The 19,927-nt window shown below is 35.6% G+C and carries 11 protein-coding genes, 1 tRNA gene and 2 pseudogenes; 7 read left to right on the forward strand and 7 right to left on the reverse strand.

Annotated elements, in window-relative coordinates; translation table 11 throughout:
- Window positions 1-371: 371 nt before the first annotated feature.
- The gene (locus tag EDM02_RS03285) at window positions 372-1,718 is read right to left on the reverse strand and encodes a LysM peptidoglycan-binding domain-containing protein (RefSeq protein ID WP_184891122.1); all 1,347 of its coding nucleotides are present in this window, start codon (window positions 1,716-1,718) and stop codon (window positions 372-374) included.
- Window positions 1,719-2,060: 342 nt separating this feature from the next.
- Here EDM02_RS03285 and EDM02_RS03290 point away from each other — a divergent pair, with 342 nt between their 5' ends.
- The 5 genes from EDM02_RS03290 (at window position 2,061) to EDM02_RS03310 (ending at window position 7,505) form a co-directional block, all read left to right on the forward strand.
- Window positions 2,061-4,376 (forward strand): transglycosylase domain-containing protein, encoded by a 2,316-nt coding sequence (locus EDM02_RS03290; protein ID WP_123663080.1) that lies wholly within the window; start codon window positions 2,061-2,063, stop codon window positions 4,374-4,376.
- Between the two features lie 127 nt (window positions 4,377-4,503).
- Window positions 4,504-5,094, forward strand: coding sequence for a non-canonical purine NTP pyrophosphatase (locus EDM02_RS03295; RefSeq protein WP_184891123.1), 591 nt, complete (start codon window positions 4,504-4,506; stop codon window positions 5,092-5,094).
- A gap of 173 nt (window positions 5,095-5,267) precedes the next feature.
- Window positions 5,268-5,356: transfer RNA gene (locus EDM02_RS03300), tRNA-Ser, on the forward strand.
- Between the two features lie 657 nt (window positions 5,357-6,013).
- The gene (locus EDM02_RS03305) at window positions 6,014-7,174 is read left to right on the forward strand and encodes a transcription antitermination protein NusB (protein ID WP_123663084.1); all 1,161 of its coding nucleotides are present in this window, start codon (window positions 6,014-6,016) and stop codon (window positions 7,172-7,174) included.
- A 28-nt stretch (window positions 7,175-7,202) separates the two neighbouring features.
- Window positions 7,203-7,505 (forward strand): YtxH domain-containing protein, encoded by a 303-nt coding sequence (locus tag EDM02_RS03310; RefSeq protein WP_123663086.1) that lies wholly within the window; start codon window positions 7,203-7,205, stop codon window positions 7,503-7,505.
- 395 nt (window positions 7,506-7,900) lie between these two features.
- Here the strand turns inward: EDM02_RS03310 and EDM02_RS03315 are convergent, their stop codons facing one another.
- The 4 genes from EDM02_RS03315 to asnS all read right to left on the reverse strand — a co-directional run bounded on the left by EDM02_RS03315 (window position 7,901) and on the right by asnS (window position 11,774).
- A complete protein-coding gene (locus tag EDM02_RS03315; RefSeq protein WP_123663088.1) occupies window positions 7,901-8,545 on the reverse strand; it encodes a hypothetical protein in 645 nt (214 codons plus the stop codon).
- 141 nt (window positions 8,546-8,686) lie between these two features.
- Window positions 8,687-9,325 (reverse strand): metalloprotease, encoded by a 639-nt coding sequence (locus EDM02_RS03320; protein ID WP_184891124.1) that lies wholly within the window; start codon window positions 9,323-9,325, stop codon window positions 8,687-8,689.
- Between the two features lie 46 nt (window positions 9,326-9,371).
- Window positions 9,372-10,187: an FAD-binding oxidoreductase gene (locus tag EDM02_RS03325; protein WP_123663092.1), complete on the reverse strand. Its 816-nt coding sequence runs from the start codon at window positions 10,185-10,187 to the stop codon at window positions 9,372-9,374.
- A 159-nt stretch (window positions 10,188-10,346) separates the two neighbouring features.
- Window positions 10,347-11,774 carry an asparagine--tRNA ligase gene (gene asnS / locus EDM02_RS03330; RefSeq protein WP_123663094.1) on the reverse strand — a complete coding sequence of 476 codons (1,428 nt, stop codon included), beginning with the start codon at window positions 11,772-11,774 and terminating at the stop codon, window positions 10,347-10,349.
- 142 nt (window positions 11,775-11,916) lie between these two features.
- Between asnS and rpoN the strand changes: the two genes are divergently transcribed.
- Window positions 11,917-13,344 (forward strand): RNA polymerase factor sigma-54, encoded by a 1,428-nt coding sequence (rpoN, locus tag EDM02_RS03335; RefSeq protein ID WP_123663096.1) that lies wholly within the window; start codon window positions 11,917-11,919, stop codon window positions 13,342-13,344.
- Between the two features lie 202 nt (window positions 13,345-13,546).
- Here rpoN and EDM02_RS03340 read toward each other — a convergent pair whose 3' ends face one another.
- Window positions 13,547-15,247 carry an IS1634 family transposase gene (locus EDM02_RS03340; RefSeq protein ID WP_123662577.1) on the reverse strand — a complete coding sequence of 567 codons (1,701 nt, stop codon included), beginning with the start codon at window positions 15,245-15,247 and terminating at the stop codon, window positions 13,547-13,549.
- A gap of 2,111 nt (window positions 15,248-17,358) precedes the next feature.
- On the opposite strand from EDM02_RS03340, the pseudogene EDM02_RS03350 reads away from it, so the two are divergent.
- Window positions 17,359-17,556 (forward strand): annotated as a pseudogene (locus EDM02_RS03350) (IS66 family transposase); the annotation flags it as partial.
- Window positions 17,557-18,136: 580 nt separating this feature from the next.
- Here EDM02_RS03350 and EDM02_RS03355 read toward each other — a convergent pair.
- Window positions 18,137-19,003, reverse strand: a pseudogene (locus EDM02_RS03355) (IS5 family transposase); the annotation flags it as partial.
- Window positions 19,004-19,927 lie beyond the last annotated feature (924 nt).

Consider the following 19,927-nt stretch of genomic DNA (forward strand, 5'->3'; position numbering starts at 1 on the left):
TTTTTCTTCATCTAGCTAGTAGGTATTTTAATACATTAAACATACATACAAATTTCCCAACATATACTTTTCTTCATTTAGATTTTAGTATTAGTAGGTTTAAGAGAACTACTATGCAGGTCTAAAGAGAATGCAATATAAGGATTATGTAAGCTTGTAAGCTTAAAGCAAATAAATAGTTCGGACACGTAGTCGCTGGGTATTACATCATTGCATCATGGTATAGCTGTTTTTAAAGAGACCTGGTACAATAGATGCTAATTAATAGGTATTTTATTAAAGTGTTATTTATTCATTACGCTTCATGGCCCCCTAATACACTGCATCCCGAAAAAACTACAAAAAATCTATCTTATTTATATTCTACTGGCTTATTTATATTCTACTGGAATGGTATGAGGTCTAATAAAACGCAACCATAGTATTTGACCCTCTTCAAGCGGATCTGCTTTTTGCATTCGATTTTTTTCTAAAAGGGCCGACTGTTTTATTCCATATTGTTGGGCAATATCCCATACAGCTTCACCTGGTGCTACTACATGATAGTGGACCCCTCCTTTACTCCCCTTTGCACTGTAATAATATATCCTGTTTGGAATAGGGTGATGCATTTCGGAAATATCATTTATAAGCAAAAACTTATCTACACGTAGGTTGGCTATATTTGCCAAATGGGCAATCGTATCTCCTTCCTGCGCTATAATGGCAAGCTTTCCATTTGCTTTAATAAGCCGAATGGAACGCGAATCTTTTAAAGTAGAGACTTCAGGAAATTTTTTTGAAACAGCGAGATACTTGTTATAATCTAGGCTATGGCAGGATGCCATCCGGTTGCCTTTTTCTACTGCTACTATTTTTTTTCTCTCAGGCAATACAGTTTTTAATGGCTTAGGCAATTTTAACATAGAAGTTTTAGGACCATTGGAATGGGTATGCAAAAAGGGAACTACCAAAGAACAGTTCGTATTATGTGGTATGACAGATGTCCTGAGCCACTGATTGTAGTCTGATAACAATTTTTCCTCTATTTTTAAGTGCAAAGCAATATCTTGCAATTTATGACCATGGTGGCCTTGGTCATAAACAAACAGTTGCAGTTCTGAATGTTTCTTTTTTCCAGCCATTTTTTCAAATGCAAGCTTAGTAGCTACCACAGAGATGATATAATCATCGGTTTTATCACACAATGGTACCACTTTGACCCCATAGTATTTTTTAGGAAACATCTTTACTACCCCAGCCCTACCCCTATTATAGGCCAGTAGTGCAGCTAACCAGCTATCAAAATATTGGTTATGACTTTTTAAAAAACGTGCGGCTGCTTTAGTAGATTGAATCAAGTGCATTCTTTCATCTACAGGGTGATCTATACTTAATTTTAAGTCTAAAGCAGCTACTTTATGAATTTGCCAAAAGCCCACATCATGGGTATGGCTTACCGCATTCCCTATCAGCATACTTTCATGTAAGGCTTGGAATTTAAAATCCTGTGGAACATTTTCTTCTGCTAACGTTTTTTCTATAAGTGGAAAAAAAAGATTGGTTCTATCTAATATTTGGTTAAACAATCTTTTCGCTCTCGTCAACCGGTCTACTTTTTCTTGTACACGTTTTCGGGCACCACGGCTAAGCCTCAACCGTATGTCTGCAAACTTAACTACCTCTGGAATAGCAATGGGTTGTTGTACATTAATAGCCCATCCGCTAAATGGTAACATAGAGATAAAAACGACAAACCAACGCATAGATCGAATTTTTACAATACTATTTTAATGTCCTAATTATTTATTATTAATATACTTGTATAAAGCTAATTTTAGCTTTATACAAGCGCTATAGCATACAATAACAGCATTTCAGCACCTCATTGTTAAAGAAAACAGGGCCTAAAAATAACGAAATAAATTTATTTATTTTTAATAAGAATAAAAACAGTTAATATTTAACTTGACGTAACGCTTCTAAAGGCTATATATTTTTAGAAATATAAAGGGCCATTGCTATTTTTTTAGTTTAAAAAAGGTTAACTTCGGGTATGTTTTTCCTTAATTAGGTAGGATATGAATGAAAAAAAAATAATAAAAAGCCTCTGGATTTTTTTTATAGGGGGATTAATCACTATTGCCACCTACCTCTTTTCTGTTCAAGTTGATTTTTACCATCTGTATGGTGGTATGCCCTCAACAGACGTATTAGAAAACCCACAAAGTGAATTAGCTTCCGAACTTTATACGGCTGATGGCATGCTGCTTGGTAAATATTTTGACTTTCGAAACAATCGTAGTCCTATAACTTATGAAGAAATTGCACCGAGCATGATTCATGCGCTTATCGCCTCGGAAGACTGTCGTTTTGAACAACATGCTGGCATAGATCTACGGGGGCTTACACGTGCTTTTTTTATTTCCATTCTATTACAACAAAATAAAGGAGGAGGTAGCACGCTTACCCAACAATTGGCTAAAAACCTTTTTAATATAAGAAAAGAGCTAAATTACAAAGGAAAATGCTCGCACATCCCCTTATTAAACAAGCTTATATTTAAAACTAAAGAATGGCTTTTGGCTGTTCAACTGGAACGTGCTTATACCAAACAAGAAATTATTGTCATGTATCTCAATACGGTCACCTTTGGTAGCAATACCTATGGTATCAAAGTAGCGGCGCGTACCTTTTTTAATACTAAACCCATAGCATTACGAGTAGAAGAGGCTGCATTATTGGTAGGTATGCTACGTGCACCTACACGCTACAGTCCCCTCATCCATCCCGAAAATGCCAAGCATATTAGAAATATAGTATTATCACTGATGGTTAAAAATAATTTTTTAAAAAAATCTGAATATAATCTCATTTCCGAAATGCCTATCGAACTACACTATCAAGAGGAAAATTATCAACAAGGTATAGCTCCCTATTTTAGGGCTGCAGCACGTGATTTTCTACTTAAATGGACGCAAGCAAATGGTTATGATCTCTTTGCAGATGGATTACGTATCTATACCACTATTGATAGCCGTGTGCAAACACATGCAGAAGCTGCTTTAAAAGAACACATGGCGCTATTGCAAGGCACATTTGATGAACACTGGAAAAATAGCAATCCGTGGATTGATGAAAATGGGAAAGAAATGGATAATTATATTGAAACAGAAATAAAAAAAACAAAATTGTACAAAAAGTTACTTGAAAAGTATGGAGAAGATATAGAAGCTATCGATACAGAATTGCATACAGCTATACCGGTAGAATTATTTTCCTGGCAAGGGCCGATTAAAACCATAATGAGCCCTTTTGAAAAGTTTAAGCAGCATCGGAGGATATTGCAAGCTGGATGTATGGCCATGGACCCGCATACAGGACATATCAAAGCCTGGGTAGGAGGTATTAATTTTGCGCACTTTCAATATGATCATATTAAAAAAAGCAAACGGCAGGCTGGTTCTACTTTTAAACCTATAGTTTATACCGTAGCATTGGATAATGGTTACTTACCTACAGATAAAGTGGTAGATGAGCCCGTTCCTTTTTTACAATACGATGGGAAAATATGGACCGCTCAAAATGCTTGGAAAGCATACACTAGAAAAAAAATTACTTTGCGATATGCTATGGCAAAATCATACAACTCTGTTACATGCTATCTGGTCAAACAATTGACGCCTAAGTTGGTGGCAACTTACGCTCAAAATATGGGCATCAAAGGCCCATTAGAGGCAGTTCCTTCTATTGGCCTAGGGTCTAGTGATGTTTCTATCTATGAAATGGTTGGAGCTTACAGTACTTTTTTAAATAAAGGCGTTTGGACAGAACCTTTTTTCATTACCCACATTACAGATAAACAGGGAAATATACTACAAAGCTTTATCCCACAAACCTATGAGGCTATTCATGAAGATACTGCTGACCTTATGACCTATATGCTAAAAGGTTCTTTAGATGAGGGAGCATTACGTGGTGTATCTTCCGCACTAAAAGATAATAACGAAATAGCCGGAAAGTCTGGCACTACTTCCAATCATTCAGATGGTTGGTTTATAGGATTAACGCAAGGCCTTTGTACCGGTGTTTGGGTAGGAGGAGAAGACCGTTGCATTCACTTTAGAGACTTCGAGCTGGGGCAGGGCGCTGTAACAGCCCGTCCTATATGGGAAAAATTCATTTTAAAATTGTATAATGATCCAGATACGGTTTACCAAAAAGGGCCTTTGGTAGATCCAAGTATCCCCTTATCTGAAAAGGTAAAAAATATTATTCAAACTAAGAAGAATTATGATGTACAACCAGCTTCTGATACATCTGTAAATACATCACGCGATTCAAATCATACAAAGAAGGCTGTTATAGAAGAATTGGATATAAATAACATATTTTAAAATAAAAATTTAAACTATTTTTGTATGGTTATTGGTATTTTTAGGAAAGAATAACCTATTTTCCCATTAGCATGATATTATACTGTTGTTATACTTTTTTACATGCTGGAATTTAAAGTAATTGCCTGTGAAAGAAATCAATTTTGTTACCAGTAATGCATTAAAATTAAAAGAAGTTAGGGCCATCTTAGGTAATAATTCTTTTTGTAATTTCAAACTTCTGCACTATTCCTTGGAATTACCAGAGCTGCAAGCTTCGCCTACTGAAATTGCCATTAATAAGTGTATGACGGCTGCTAATGTTGTACAAGGGCCTGCATTGATAGATGATACCATGTTAACTTTTAATAGTTTAAATGGATTACCTGGTCCCTATATCAAAGCTTTTATAGCCCAAATAGGATTAGAGGGATTAGTTAGAATTTTAACAGATTTCCAGGACAAAAGTGCGCAAGTAAGCTGTACTTTTGGCTATACAGAAGGGCCTAATCATAAGGTTCACTTGTTTACAGGTACTATCAATGGGAAAATTGTTGCACCTAGTCCTTACCTAGATACCAGCCAATCGAGTTGGGGTTCTATTTTCCAGCCAGATGGATATCATATCAATTATGCTATGATGGATCAGGATGAAAAAAATAAAATTTCGCATCGCTATAAAGCACTTATGTTACTTAAGGAGTATTTTATGAAACAGGCAAATGAGAGATTAGATTAGGTTATATCCCTAAACATTAAACCATATACAAATGGTAAAGTTTGGTTAAACAATTATTTTGATAAAATTTTTGTGCGGAATATCGGTTTATCTGTTTCGAAAGAGATCTATTGCTCTTAAATATAGAAAAAAAGCTATAACTTTAACCATAGGAGAGCTGATATAGGTTATTTGGAGTGGTGGCCGAGTGGCTTAAGGTGCCCGCCTGGAAAGTGGGTGTACTCCTAAAAGGGTACCGGGGGTTCGAATCCCCCCTACTCCACGGTTAAGTGCAGTTGACCAACCATTGGTTACATAATGCACCCTAAGGCAACTAATCGTATCCGTTCAGTGGTGTGGCCTATGCATATTTTTATTTTTTTTCACGTTCGTATTTAAAAATAGCGCAATAATGTAAGTTTATAAAAAACGCGCCTTGAACAAAGCTGTGACTAGAAAATTCCAGGCTGCAAGGTAGTAGAAAATCAGCCTGTTTGAGCCCAAGGCCGCAGGCCTGGGCGAGTTCTGATTTTCAGCTTGCAACCTGGAATTTTCAACAGCTTTGTTCACCAGCGCTTGATTTTTTTTGGCTACTTTTTTTGATCAAGCAAAAAAAGTAGCTTTAAAAGAAGCAGTTTTAAAAAAACTAGATAAAATAATCAATAATCTATAAAATATGGATACCACGCAAGTGAACGGATACAACTAATCTATTCACCTACTGGGTAATTACCCCATTTAAAATTCAGAAAAAGCTAAAAAACAAACTAATCCTTATGCCTAAGAAGGGTAATCTACCCTAGTAAACTTTATGGTATCCCATGAAAATAGTAAAACAAACTTTTTCCGAAGCTCTACCATCCCTTATTGAGATAGCCACATAGTACACATGCAAAGCATAAAAAATGTCCGATTTGGCCGATAAAACAGCTAAATTATAATGGAAAATAGCCTTATTGCTCGTCGTTTTATACGTATAAAAGCGTTGCAAAACCTCTATGCATATACCATTTCGCAGCAGGCCCATAAAAAAAAAGCTATAGAACAGGTAGAAAAAGATTTTATATTTGACGTATTTCTAGATGAACCTGCACAAAAGGAACAACTGGCTAAAGAACGAACCATAGCTGTTTCCCTATTCTGCAAAACAACACGAGAACAACTGGCTGTTACGTCTTTTACTTATGCAGAAAATAGTAAAATTGAACAATCTGTACGTAAAAATTTGCTCCACTATGAGCAAGTGTTATTGAAAGATCGAATATTTTTGCAGAATGGATTGAACCAATCGAAAGAATGTATCTACCAGAATCATTTGTATGTTTTACTATTACTGGTAGAATGGTATAAATTGGCTAAAAAATACACGATCCAGTCTAATCATCCAGATCATCTCCTACAAGACCAGTTGGCTCAACTCCCTTTATTAGAGGAACTGTACAAAAATAGCAAATGGATCAGTTCCATCAATCAAAAAGGTGTATCTTGGGCTCAAGAACCAGATCGTTTACAAGCTTGGTATATACGGCTGATGCAATCTGCAGAAATGCCCAGAAAGCTTATCCATCCATTAAACCCAGAGAATAGTATACATTTTTTGGAATACATTGTGCAAACCATTATTTTTGGAGACGAACAGATTGGAGATTTTTTTTCAATGTTAGATCTCTATTGGGATGAACATAAACATGTTGTGCAAAAAATGTTAACGCAAACTTTTAGGATGCTGGATACAAAAAATTTTGATAAATTTACTCTTTTCTGGTATAAAACAGAGGAAAAATGGGAAAGAGCAGCAGCATTTTATAATCATCTCTTACAGATAACGCTAAAAAGTAGCAACGCCTATGAAGCGATGATTGGCCAAAAAGCTGAAAAATGGGATAGTGAGCGTATAATATTAATAGATAAGCTTATATTAAAGCTAGCCCTAGCAGAGATACTCGGGCTTCAAAAAATACCAATTAAAGTATCTATAAATGAGTATATTGAAATGGCAAAATTGTATGGCACATCTAAAAGTGGCCAGTTTATAAATGGTATTTTAGAAGGTATCTTAAAAGGGCTCCACATAGATATTCAACAAGAAACGAGAGAATAAATAGCACAACCCATTAACGTATACAATTATGAAAAAAAGAACCGAAAATTTAATCATCCTGCTAATAGGCCTATGCTTAGGTGCTTTGATAGGTATGCTTTCCACCCCTACAACAGGCTCAGTAGTTAGAAGTGGACTGATATATAGCTTAAAATCATATAGGAAAAAATTACAAGCCTTTATTTTAAAACTTATGGGCAATAAAAATGATATTATCAATCAAGCTAAAAATACAGGTAAAGAGGTGATAAGTGATGTAGTAAGCTCTGCCGAGAAGATTTTAAAAGAATTGGATACGCTAACAGAGCAATTAGGACAAAAAGTACACTAAATACAGGTATTCGTTTACTTGCGTGGCAGAAATGTTTTTAATTTAATTATTTAATTACTAAATTATTCGTTACTTTTTTTCTTGATAAAAAAAGTAACCAAAAAAATCAAGCGCTGGTGAACAAAGCTGTTAAAAATTCAGTCTGCAAGCTGAAAATCAGAACTCGCCCAGGCCTACAGCCTTGGGCTCAAACAGGCTGATTTTCTACTAGCTCTCAGACTGAATTTTTCTAATCACAGCTTTGTTCAAGGCGCGTTTTTATGATCTTGCATTATTGTGCTATTTTTAAATACGAACATAAAAAAATACGCATAGGCCACACCACTGAACGGATACTAAAATATGGCTACTACGCAAGTGAACGGATACTTACACATACCTATCCAGAACACACGTTAATGAACAACTTGCTGCTTGTTTTCTTCTTCAGCTTTTATTTGAATGAGGTATTTCTTAAAATCAGCAAAAATTTCTACCAAGCGGTGATACGCTGCCTGTTTGGCAACATCAGCTAACTGATCACATAATGTAATGGGATCTATATTTTTAAACCACCCTAAAAAGAAGCGTAGAATGTTTTTCACATATTCTTTTTCTGTAATAGGTGGTGATGTGTTAATACCTGCTGCCATAAACATCCTTTTAATCTTTATTTTAATCTGGAGGTCACTACCCGAGAGCACTTTTGATTGGATAATTACTTTTTCTAATTGCTCTAGTATATCTGGAAAAGGAATAAGCGCCTGAAACTCCTCAAGTTGTTTAAGTTCCTCAAGTTTTTTTTGAAGCGCCTTGGCTTGCTCTTCCGCAGAAAGTGGCTTTTTTTCTATTTCCTCTTTACTACCAGAAGATTTATTGTTTTTCTGATTTTTAGATGTAGATAATACAGGTGCAAGAGGTTCTTCTAAATCGGTTTGATCATCAAAAGCATCTGGTTCTACCCGTGGCGACTTATGTTTACATTGCGAACCAATTACGATAGGTAATACACAAATAATCCATAACTTACCTTTGCCAAAAGTAGTAAATTTGTATTTCATACCATTATTCTATTTTGTTAGAAATTTACTATTTCACGTTACTGAAAATTTAAAATAAAAAATTATGAGGATGGAAATAACTTATAGTTAAGAATTTTAAAAAATTGAAAAGTCTATTTTCCCTTTACTATTTACCATTCATTACCATTCCTGTTCCTTTTGCCAACGACTACAATACTGAAAACCAGATATTAAAAGTTGCCCGATAAAGAAAAAAGAAAGATAATGTCCGTAAACATAAAGATAAGGAATGGCAACTGCAGCAGCAGCTAATCCTATGATGATACTAGCACGATGCCCCTTACGACCAAATGCTTTTTCCAGTATATACCGTACCAAGTAACCGCCATCCAGGGGTTCAATAGGTATCAAATTCAGTAAAGTCCATGTGGTATTAATACGTATAATCTCGAAAAGCAGATATCTAAATATATAGCCATTACAAGCGCTATAGCGAAACAATAAATAGGCACCTAACACCACCAATCCTTGCAATAAAGGACCTGAAAGGGTAATAAGAAAATTTTGTTTATCCGTTATAACTGATTTATTGAAGGTTGTTCTTCCACTAAAAGCCTGTAATACAATAACAGGTTCGGCACTAAAAAAAAGAGCAGCCAACGCATGACCATACTCATGTATAAATAGACTAAAGGTAAAAACAATAGCCAATAGCAAACTTTCTCTATAAGGCCCACTGGTAATGCCGATCACAAATAATAAAGAGATCCAAAAACTCAAATCAATATATACTGAAACTTTTAAAAATCTAAAATGCAAAATCGTAATTACTTTAGATGTCAAATATAAATATAAAAATAGCCATTTAACAACCTGCACTAACTAACTTAGGTGATACGCCTTCGGTGCTACACCTATCCAATTTAGCAGAATTTGGTACAGCTTTTGAAGAAAAATACTTTTCTATTTTTATCTGTGGCGGCCTAAAGCCCATTTTTTGAAGTTTTTCAATACTTTCATCAATCATATAAGGATTCCCACAGAGGTATACCAAATCCCTATCCGGGTTTACATGCAGCATCTCAAAAGCTGAGTGTACATATCCTGGATATTGGTACCCTTCAGTAAATGTATTTTCTCGACTTAAATAAGAACGAAAATTAAAACGCTCATTTTTTTTAGCAAAAGCAACAAAGTCTTCTGCATAAAGTAAGTCTTTAGCATAACATACCCCTAATAATAAAGTTACATTTAATATCGTATCCTCTTCAAGGCGTTTAGCGATAAGCGACAACATGGAACGATAAGGGGCTACACCGGTACCAGTAGCTACCAATATATAATGCGAGGGTGTTTCTTCCGCTTTAAGTATGAGACGACCTTGAGGCCCTACAGCAAGTAGCTCATCGCCCATTTTTAAATTAAATAAGGTCCTGGTAGCCATCCCCCCATCCACAGGTGCCACGGCCATTTCCAGTTCATAACATTCCTCAGAACTATTTGCTAAACTATAGCTACGTCGTAGTACTGTACCGTCCTGCTGCGGCAATAAAAAAGTAATAAACTGACCAGGTATAAATACGAAGGGAAGCCCATCAGAACGTATAAAAGTGAACTGCATTACCCTATGGGTAATCATTTTATACCCTATCAGTTTAAGCTTAAATGGATTTAGTCCCATTGCCTCATTTTGATTATATATTTACTTAGCCTCTTATATCCCGACCCAAAGGTACAAAAAACCCATTATGAACCGAAACTTTTCAACAAAATACAAAAAATGTTCCCGCTACGTTAGCATTATGCACCCATTTATTTGCTACCTATGACCTAGCTTAGCTCAACACTCCACATGACCCGGTGTACGTGGAAAGGGAATAACGTCACGTATGTTTTCCATGCCTGTTACAAATAGTATAAAACGCTCAAGCCCTAGCCCAAATCCACTATGGGGTATAGTACCAAAGCGTCTAGTATCCAAGTACCAGTTTATATCTTCTACCTGAAGATTTCCCCGCTGCATAGCTTGCTGCAAATAATCCAGACGTTCTTCTCTTTGAGATCCGCCAACCATTTCCCCTACACCAGGGAAAAGCACATCCATAGCTGCCACAGTTCTACCATCATCATTTTGGCGCATGTAAAATGCTTTGATCGCTCGCGGATAATTGGTTACGACTACAGGACTTTTAAAATGATCCTCTACCAAATAACGTTCATGTTCTGATTGAAGGTCGATACCCCAACCGGTAACGGGATAAACAAAAGTTCCATTTTTATTTGGTCTAGCTTCCATTAGAATATCCACTGCTTCTGTATAGGTAATCTGCACAAAAGGTTGTGCTAATACGAATGCCAATCGCTCCAATAGAGGCATTTGTGCCTTTACACACTTTTCATTTGTACTGCTAAGCGCACGTTTTTGTAACCAAGCAAGCTCTTCTTGACAATTGTTCAGCACGTAATTTAGTAGAAATTTTAACAATTCCTCAACAAGCGCTATATTATCGTCCAAAGTATTAAAAGCTACCTCTGGTTCAACCATCCAAAATTCTGCCAAATGCCTGGGGGTATTAGAATTTTCTGCCCGAAACGTAGGACCAAAAGTATACACTGCTCCCAACCCCATGGCCGCTGCTTCTGCAGCAAGCTGCCCAGAAACCGTTAAGTTAGTAGGTTTTTTAAAAAAATCTTCTCTAAAATCAACACGACCATCTGGATTTCTAGCTGGCCCCTCCGCATCCAAGCTAGTTACCCGAAATAGCGCTCCTGCTCCTTCTGCATCAGCTGCCGTAATAATAGGCGTATGAAGATAAAAAAAACCATGTTCATGAAAAAAATGATGAATGGCATAGCTCACTGCATGTCTTATCCGAAACACGGCACCAAAAGTATTGGTACGAAAACGAAGATGCACCCATGTACGCAAAAATTCCAGTGAATGCGCTTTGGGTTGCAATGGATAGGCTGGCGCAATACCCAATAACGTAAGTTGGCTACCTTCTAATTCTACCGACTGATTTTGCCCTTTTGAAGCCACTAAACGCCCTAAAACAGCGATACTGGCCCCTGTACTCAGTTGGTTCAGCAGCGCTTCTGAAAGAAGCGTAGGTGCCATAACCACTTGCAAATTTTGCTGACATGATCCATCATTGATCGAAAGGAATATAACCTGCTTGCTTACCCGCTTGGTTCGAATCCAACCTTTTGCCTCAATAGTCGTTCCAACTATGCCAAACCGTAAAATTTCTTTAATTTTGCTACGCAAAGTATTTTTTTAAATCAATATTTGTTTCGTATAACATCAATATAATTATAATAACTAAACTAGTAGTCTAATAGTCTAACAGACTAAAATCTAGTCCCAGTAAATCTAGCAATAGTTTTTATTCTATCCAACTGAATTCTAAATGCAAAAGTTACAATTAGAACAAAAATGTTCCCATAAATTATCGGGGCAACAAATCCAATTTATCAAATTACTACAAGTGCCTAGTATTGCACTAAATACCTATATATCCAAAGAAATTGCATCGAATCCTTTGCTAGACGAAACATTAGAAAATGACGATGCCATCGCTCCCGAATCGGAAGCATTTACCCATAATTTTTCGGATTATTACCCAAGCGATTTAAATAAAAAAAATTATAAAACAGAAATTTCTCGTGATAAATGGACACCAACCATCGTTTCCTTGCAGGAAAAATTAAAAGAACAATTACATTGGCTTCATTTGAGTGAAGTGGGCTATATAATAGGAGAACATTTGATAGGCAGTTTAGACCAAAATGGTTTCCTCCCATGTGATTTGGAAATTATTGTACAAGACCTGCATGTAATCCATTACGTAGAACTTTCTGTACAAGAAGTAGAAGAGGTACTTATAGCCATTCAACAATTAGACCCACCTGGTATTGCAGCTAGAAATCTTCAGGAATGTTTATTAATACAATTGAACCGGCAGAACCAAACAGATCCAGTTATTCAGTTAGCCCGAGATATAATAAGCAGTTGTTTTGAGGAGTTTACCAAGAAGCATTATGAAAGCATCCTCAAAAAACTAGCCATTGCCGATAGGCATCTTTTAAAAGATGCACTGGCCCACATTGCCCATTTGAATCCCAGACCAGGAGGAAACTATAATGGAATGGAGCAGACAAATAATTTCCTCTCTCCTGATTTTATAATTGTAGAAAATCAAGGAAATCTTTCTGTTGAGCTGGTCAATTATCCCATCTATAAGCCACGTTTTAATAAAAAATATCTGACTATGTTGGAAGCTTATGAAAAAAAAACCAAAACAGATACAGCATACCAGCAAGATAGAGAAAATCAGGAAATAATTGATTTTTTGAAAAAAAAACTAGAAGATGCCAAATATTTTATGGAAGCACTGGGACAGCGCAATCAAACACTTTTAAAAACCATGCAAGCTATTTTAGAGCTTCAATACAATTTCTTTTTAGAAGGAGAAGAAACAGATAGGTTAACTCCCATGGTTTTACAAAATGTAGCCGATAAGGTAGGGATGGATGCCTCTACTATTTCCAGAATTGTCAATCAAAAATCAGTTCAAGGTAAATTTGGCGTTTATCTGCTAAAGTTTTTCTTTTCCGAGGGCATTAGCAAATCTACGGGGGAGAATATCAGTAATAAAGCGGTTAAAAATAGAATTTTAGAATTGATTAATAGTGAAAATAAACAGAATCCTTATCCAGATAGGCGTATGGGAGAAATATTGATCACAGAGGGCTATAGTGTAGCGCGCCGTACGGTAACCAAGTATAGAGAAGAACTGGGCCTACCTGTTGCTAGGTTAAGAAAGGAATTGGCATAAATTCAAGTATAATCCGACATTCCGCATAAAATTTTTAAAATATATATTTTCCCCTTTTTAGGTTTTTTAGCGACAGATTCGTATGAGTTAGCCTTATTATTTTCGTAAAAACGGGCTATAAAGAGGCAATTTTCCTTTTCTTGCTAAGCTTTTTACTCCATATAATCAAAATATAACCTCATTAGATAGACCTTTGGCCCTGTTAGATATTTTCATATTCAATATCATATATTCTACAAGCCATAGGTCCAAAATGCTGCACAATCTTTTTTAGTATATCATTCATATTGAGAACTATTTCATGATACTGTTCACCTATCTTTATTTTAAGTAGATGTACGCCATGAAAGAGTTTATAAATCCACTTCATGGTAGGTTTCTTAGTAGCATAGCCACTTTGAGATAAGATAGTAGTATTGGTTGCTTCTAATTGCTTACGTAAATCATACTGCGCAAAGCTATAGACCATTAAACAAAGCGTCATCACTACCATTAAAGCACTAATCCGTCCAGGCTTCTTAAGAAAAATAGAATCTACTTCAAAACTGTTATCTTTAATAAACTTAAATCCTGATTCAGTACCAGATTGTTCTTTATAAGTAGATAATATTTCGCTATCTTTAAGAGCAATTTCATCTAATTGATTGGTTGCTAGAATAAAACGTCCTTTACTTAACGTAGCATGTTCAATCTTTTCTTCATCTCGTAGTAAAACTGTATGGGCTTTGTATTCAATTTTGTCTGGTTTATTATCTTTTTTAGGACGTCCTTTTCTTAGATAAGTTGGTATAGTGGCAGCAGTATAGCTAATCTTATGATAGTGTAATTTTTTATTTATTTGCAAGATTTCCTTATCAAGATCTTGCAGACAGCCAAATAACTGATTACCCAAATGCCATAATAGTTTATTGGTTTCACTAGCTTCCTTTTCTATCTTTTTTTCTAAAGTAACTACTTCCTTATCATAAGCTTCTTTGGAATAAATCAATGCCCATCTTTGTGCAATTCCTTGATATATCTGATTAACAACTATATATTTATATCCCTTGTCTAGCTCTATCCAATCAATAGTTTGCTTGGTTAATAAAGTTTTAGCTACTTTTATATTATCTGGTACTCTAGATAACCAGAGTAAATTTTGCCCATATTTTACACAATTGGCATACATGGCAGAATCGCCCACATATAAAAAAGAAGGGGTGCTTTCTAAAGCTTTGCAAAAATTTTGCATACGAGTAGCAGCAGCTTCCAAAGTTGTCTTATCTGCAGCGTTACCTGCATGTGCTTCCATCCATATAGGGAAGTGAGCAGCTCCAGAAGTAGCTAATAATAAAGTCATTTGCTTTAAATCAAAGCGCTTATTTTTAGCATAGCCATGAGCTGGACGGGCTAGCTTAGGTAGCGTTAATCGGTTCGTTTCTGCTACAGCAGTACTATTTTTTACCTCATCTACCTCATCTGTTTCAGCACATGCATAGTCACCGTAGAGTGTTAACGTAGTTGTATCCAAATGAGCAGATTTACCTAAAATATTATGTTGTAAAGCAATAGTTAAAGCTATTTCTGAAAAAAATTTGGTTTCTCCATAGTCATGTATAGCATCTAAACAGCGTCCTAAAGCATCATCATTAAAATCATCTGCTTTAACTTGATTTCCAAATAGTTTACTAATAGGCTTGTTCTCAATAAATTTAGGAAATAAGTATAAACGATGATCTATAAAACCCAAACCATTGAGTATCATAGCAATAACTCGTTGGCTATGCGTAGTCTTGGAGCCTTTTGTAAGGGGAAGACGCTTATCTATGGCATGAGCTATACCTAGTTGATCTATCGTAGCTGCTACTAGACCTAGATGGTCTAATATTTTACTGCCTAATATATTCGATGGATGTATTTGCATATATATAACTACAGATGAACAGTTTAAACGCAATAGGTAATATAATTATTTTTTTGTGGAAAAATACTACTACTGAACAAAATAAATAATGATTTTTATTGCGTTTTTGTGCGGAATGTCGGCATAACATCAAAAATGAAAAAAAATAACAAAAAATAATACTGGAAAAATAGAAAAAATTATACTATCGGCCTGTTGCAACGGCCTCACTATGTGAGTTCGCCCCATGATGTATGTACATACATCACGGGGACCCCAAGTACGCTGAATCCCGAAGCGGAACAGGGCTCCCCGCCAGATGATATATCTGGTGGGGTAAAGCGCAGCCAGCTTTTCAAAGACGAAGAGTAGGCTCAAACAGGCTGATTCTCTACTAAGCTCTCAGCCTGAGATTTTCTAGTCACAGCTTTGTTCAAGGCGCATTTTTTACGATCTAGTATTATTGCGCTATTGCTAATTGGTGTGAACACAGATACGCATAGACCAAATGATTATGTTTGATTTTTTCATAATGGTCAGGTAGCTGTTAACCCCAACCCCACATTCACGTTAATTTATACATATTTTTTATTTTATTTTTTTATTTATTATGTCGCGTTATACTTTTAGATNATATTTTAAACATCTCATAATAGGTGATTATCAAATTGGATATGGACAAGGGTTGTTGTTGGGTAGTAATGACAGTCGTTTCATGGGCACTGATGTCCTATCCATCATCCGTAATGATATTGGAATTACGCCCTATACAGGCATTAAACGGGTTGGTTTACGCGGTGTAGCGCTTACATCTATCTTAGGCACTATTGAATGGACAGGATTTTTGGCAATAAATAATTTAGATGCTCAAATAAAATGGAACGAAGACAATAGACCGTATACCAACTGGATCAATCGTACAGGTAAATATGACACCATTAATAAGCTGAAAAATAGGGGTACTATACAAGAACAAGTAATAGGATGTACTATTCTAAAGCAATACAGTACTAATGAATCAGCAATAGGCATCAATCTACTGTCTCATCGTTATAACATTCCTATTATACCAGAAGAAGCATTGCATATCTTCTATACATTTCATGGACAAAACGCCCTAGCGACTAGTTTATTTTATCGTTTACTATGGAAAAGAGCAGTGCTATTTGGGGAGTGGGGGATTACTTTTCCTTGTATAAAACACTATACCACTGCTTTTATTAAAGGAATCAAAGTGAGCCTTACTGATGATATAGCGTTTATGGCCGCATTATACCGTTATGGAACAGGCTTTTACAATCCCTATGGGAAAGCCTTTACAGGATACGCCCGAAGTAATGCGCAGGAAAAAGGATTGTATACAGGTATTCAGTTTCATCCTTTACATGGCTTGGAAATAGCAGCAACTGGTCACTATTTTATTAACGCACAAGCTAAACCGGAATTAGAGAAAGCTGAACCAGAATTGGAGGAGAAAGATAAAGGGCATAGATTATTGATCCACATTAATTATGCATTGGATCGTAGAACGCAATATATGCTACAGTTTGTTCATAGAACTGTGAGGGATCATAACATGCATCAAAATATAATAGAAGAAAATACAACGAAAATTAGCAAAGCAAACCAAAACAAATTTAAGCTCCATGCAAGCTACAAAATTACCAATACTTGGAAAACCAATATAGCCATACAGTATACAAACTGCATGCTTTTGGGGCATACAAACCATGGCTACAGTCTATCTAGTACGCAGCAATGGAAGCGTCAAGAAAATTTACAATTTGACTTGCAAATACATTACTTTCAAACTGAAAATTTTATCACTCGACTTTATTTCTATGAGCCTAATTCCATGTTTAGCGATAACAAATTTAAATCTTACTACGGTACTGGTATGGCTTTTATGGGTTCAGCACGCTGGAAATTACTGCATTGGATGTCTTGGAATATACAATATAAACTTAAGCATCTATTTAGGAGGGTCATTAGGATGGAAGAAGTAGAAAAAAGGATTATGCCTTTAAGAACCGTACATAGCATAGGTATACAATGGATAGTAAGGTTTTGAACAGATAATATCCGCATTTTGGGATCTATGATGTCATACATCTTATCAATCTTGACTATAGGATCCCTTAACTATACCCTTAACGAATAACCATGCTGAAAGGCAGATTAGACATTATGTAGTCTATCGCAAGAATGCTTACTTTACCCAATCTGAACGGGGAAATAGATTTTTGGAAAGAATAATTTCTCTCTATCTATCCTGGAAGCAACAAAAGCTAAATCCTTTCCATATTCTTTCCCAGATTATAGAGACTTAGGCCACTCCACTGAACGGATACTAATGCAGGATCATAAAAATGCGCCTTGAACAAATATGTGACTTTTAAAGCTACTTTTTTTGCTTGATCAAAAAAAGTAGCCAAAAAAAATCAAGCGCTGGTGAAAAAACTGCTGAAAAGAAAGGAAAAAAACCGAAAATCAAATCTCGCTCCTACGGAGCTCAGACAAGTTGATTTTCTTTTTATTTTTCCCTTTCTTTTCTTTCCACAGTTTTTTCAAGGCGCACTCCTGTTTGTAATGATATCCTTGTCAGGAGCGTGAAAGAACACAAAAAGTGAGGCCGTTGCAACAGGCCGACAGTATAATTTTTTCTATTTTTCCAGTNATCGTAGCTGCTACTAGACCTAGATGGTCTAATATTTTACTGCCTAATATATTCGATGGATGTATTTGCATATATATAACTACAGATGAACAGTTTAAACGCAATAGGTAATATAATTATTTTTTTTGTGGAAAAATACTACTACTGAACAAAATAAATAATGATTTTTATTGCGTTTTTGTGCGGAATGTCGGTTTTAGATGCTTTTAGTTCATTTTGGATAGACCATTCCCCTAGCAACCTCTTAAAATGATATTTGGGGACCTGTATAAGTTATAAGCTATTGCTTCCATAAGATGTTGTGTATGCATTTTATCAATACCTATATAGCGGGCTCCCGAACTGCGGAACCAACTTTTTATACTACCAAATACACGTTCTACCTTATAACGAGTCTTGGCTACTAATTTATTAAACCGCTTAGCGGTAGCTGATAAAGGATTATGCTTAGTAGCCTTCTTCTGAATAGCTGATTTTAACTTTTTTTTCTTTAATAACGTTTCATTAGGCGAACCGCTATAGCCCTTATCTGCATATACCCTGCTACCGGGCGGTAAGTTTACTTTATTTAATAAGTCTTCTAAATGACCGCTATCATGACTAGATGCTTTTGTGGTACTGACGGCTAGCACTAATCCTTCTTTACTTTCTACAAGTATATGCCGCTTATAGCCATAATATAGCTTAGGACCTTTTTTAGTCCAACTTGCTTCTGGATCTACTCCTTTTTGATAACTTTCAGATACGGTTATACTGCCATCTGCATGAAGATCATAACTTTTTTTCCATTTAGGACATCTGGGAGTAGGAGTTATTGAAGCATCAATAGCAGCTGAGCCATTTTTAACCAGTACCCCATGGGCAGATAGCTGATCATTAATTATATTTAATAACCTCTCTAGTGCCTTCTTCTTTGTAAGCATAGTCCTAAATCTGCTTAATACACTATGATCCGGAACCGAACTGTCCATTGAAATACCACAAAATAGGCTAAAAGTTATACGGTCGTTTACTTCTTCTTCTACTTGATAGTCACTCAGTCCATACCATGTCTGAAGTAAAAGCATTTTAAATAAAAGTAGGGGACTATAGGCAGGTTTGNATTTTTTTATTTATTATGTCGCGTTATACTTTTAGATACCTTTTTAAGCTATTTTTTTTTAAGCTATTTTACTTTTTTATTACGTTTATATGGCATGCTGGACAATCACCTGCACAAGCTCAGGCAAAAAAGAAAAATACACCAGCTAAAAGTAATCAAAAGTCGTTACAGAAAAAAGCAACAACTTCCAGTTTAGAAACGAGTGAATGTTCTATTGATGACCAGCATATAGCACATGTACATGCTATTTTTGAGCGTATGGAAGAAATGCAAGATAAGCCCGGGTGTTCTTCTTCGGCAGATCTTGATGATGGCATTCGTTTTATAACGATGATATGTAATTCTAGGGCTAACGCTAACTCTAAAACAAAATTCCATAATAATTTTATAAAAACTATAAGGGAAAACCAAGATGGTATAGCCGTTCTAGCCTATTTACTTAAAGATAAAAAATCCTCCTTGCGTACTTTTTTTCAGAGCACATTACACAGATCTGGTACAAAATCAGCTGCTAATCTACTAGCATTGGCTAAAGAATTGTATACAATCCAGTGGAATACATCAAATAGCCTAAATAAAACAAATAGTATTACATTTGTTAAGACAAACAAACTAAAGGCATTGGAAAATAACCAAGATACCATAAACTTAAAGAATATTTCTAGTATATTAGATAGCTCATGTACGCAAGCTGTTCATCAATTTAAAGCATTATTTAAGCTTTTTTTTGAAGAAAATGCAACAGGTAATTATAGAGTGTCAGCAATATTGCAAGCTTTTCTGGAAAATGAAGTGGAATTCAAGCGTATTTCCAGTATATTAAGTGGTTCAGGCAAAAGTGCCGCTAAGGCTTTTGAGGAGTTGTTTGCAGAATTATTTGAGTGGAAAAACGGAGCATATGTACCTACTGCTAAATTAAAGG

This window comes from Candidatus Cardinium hertigii (assembly GCF_003788695.1).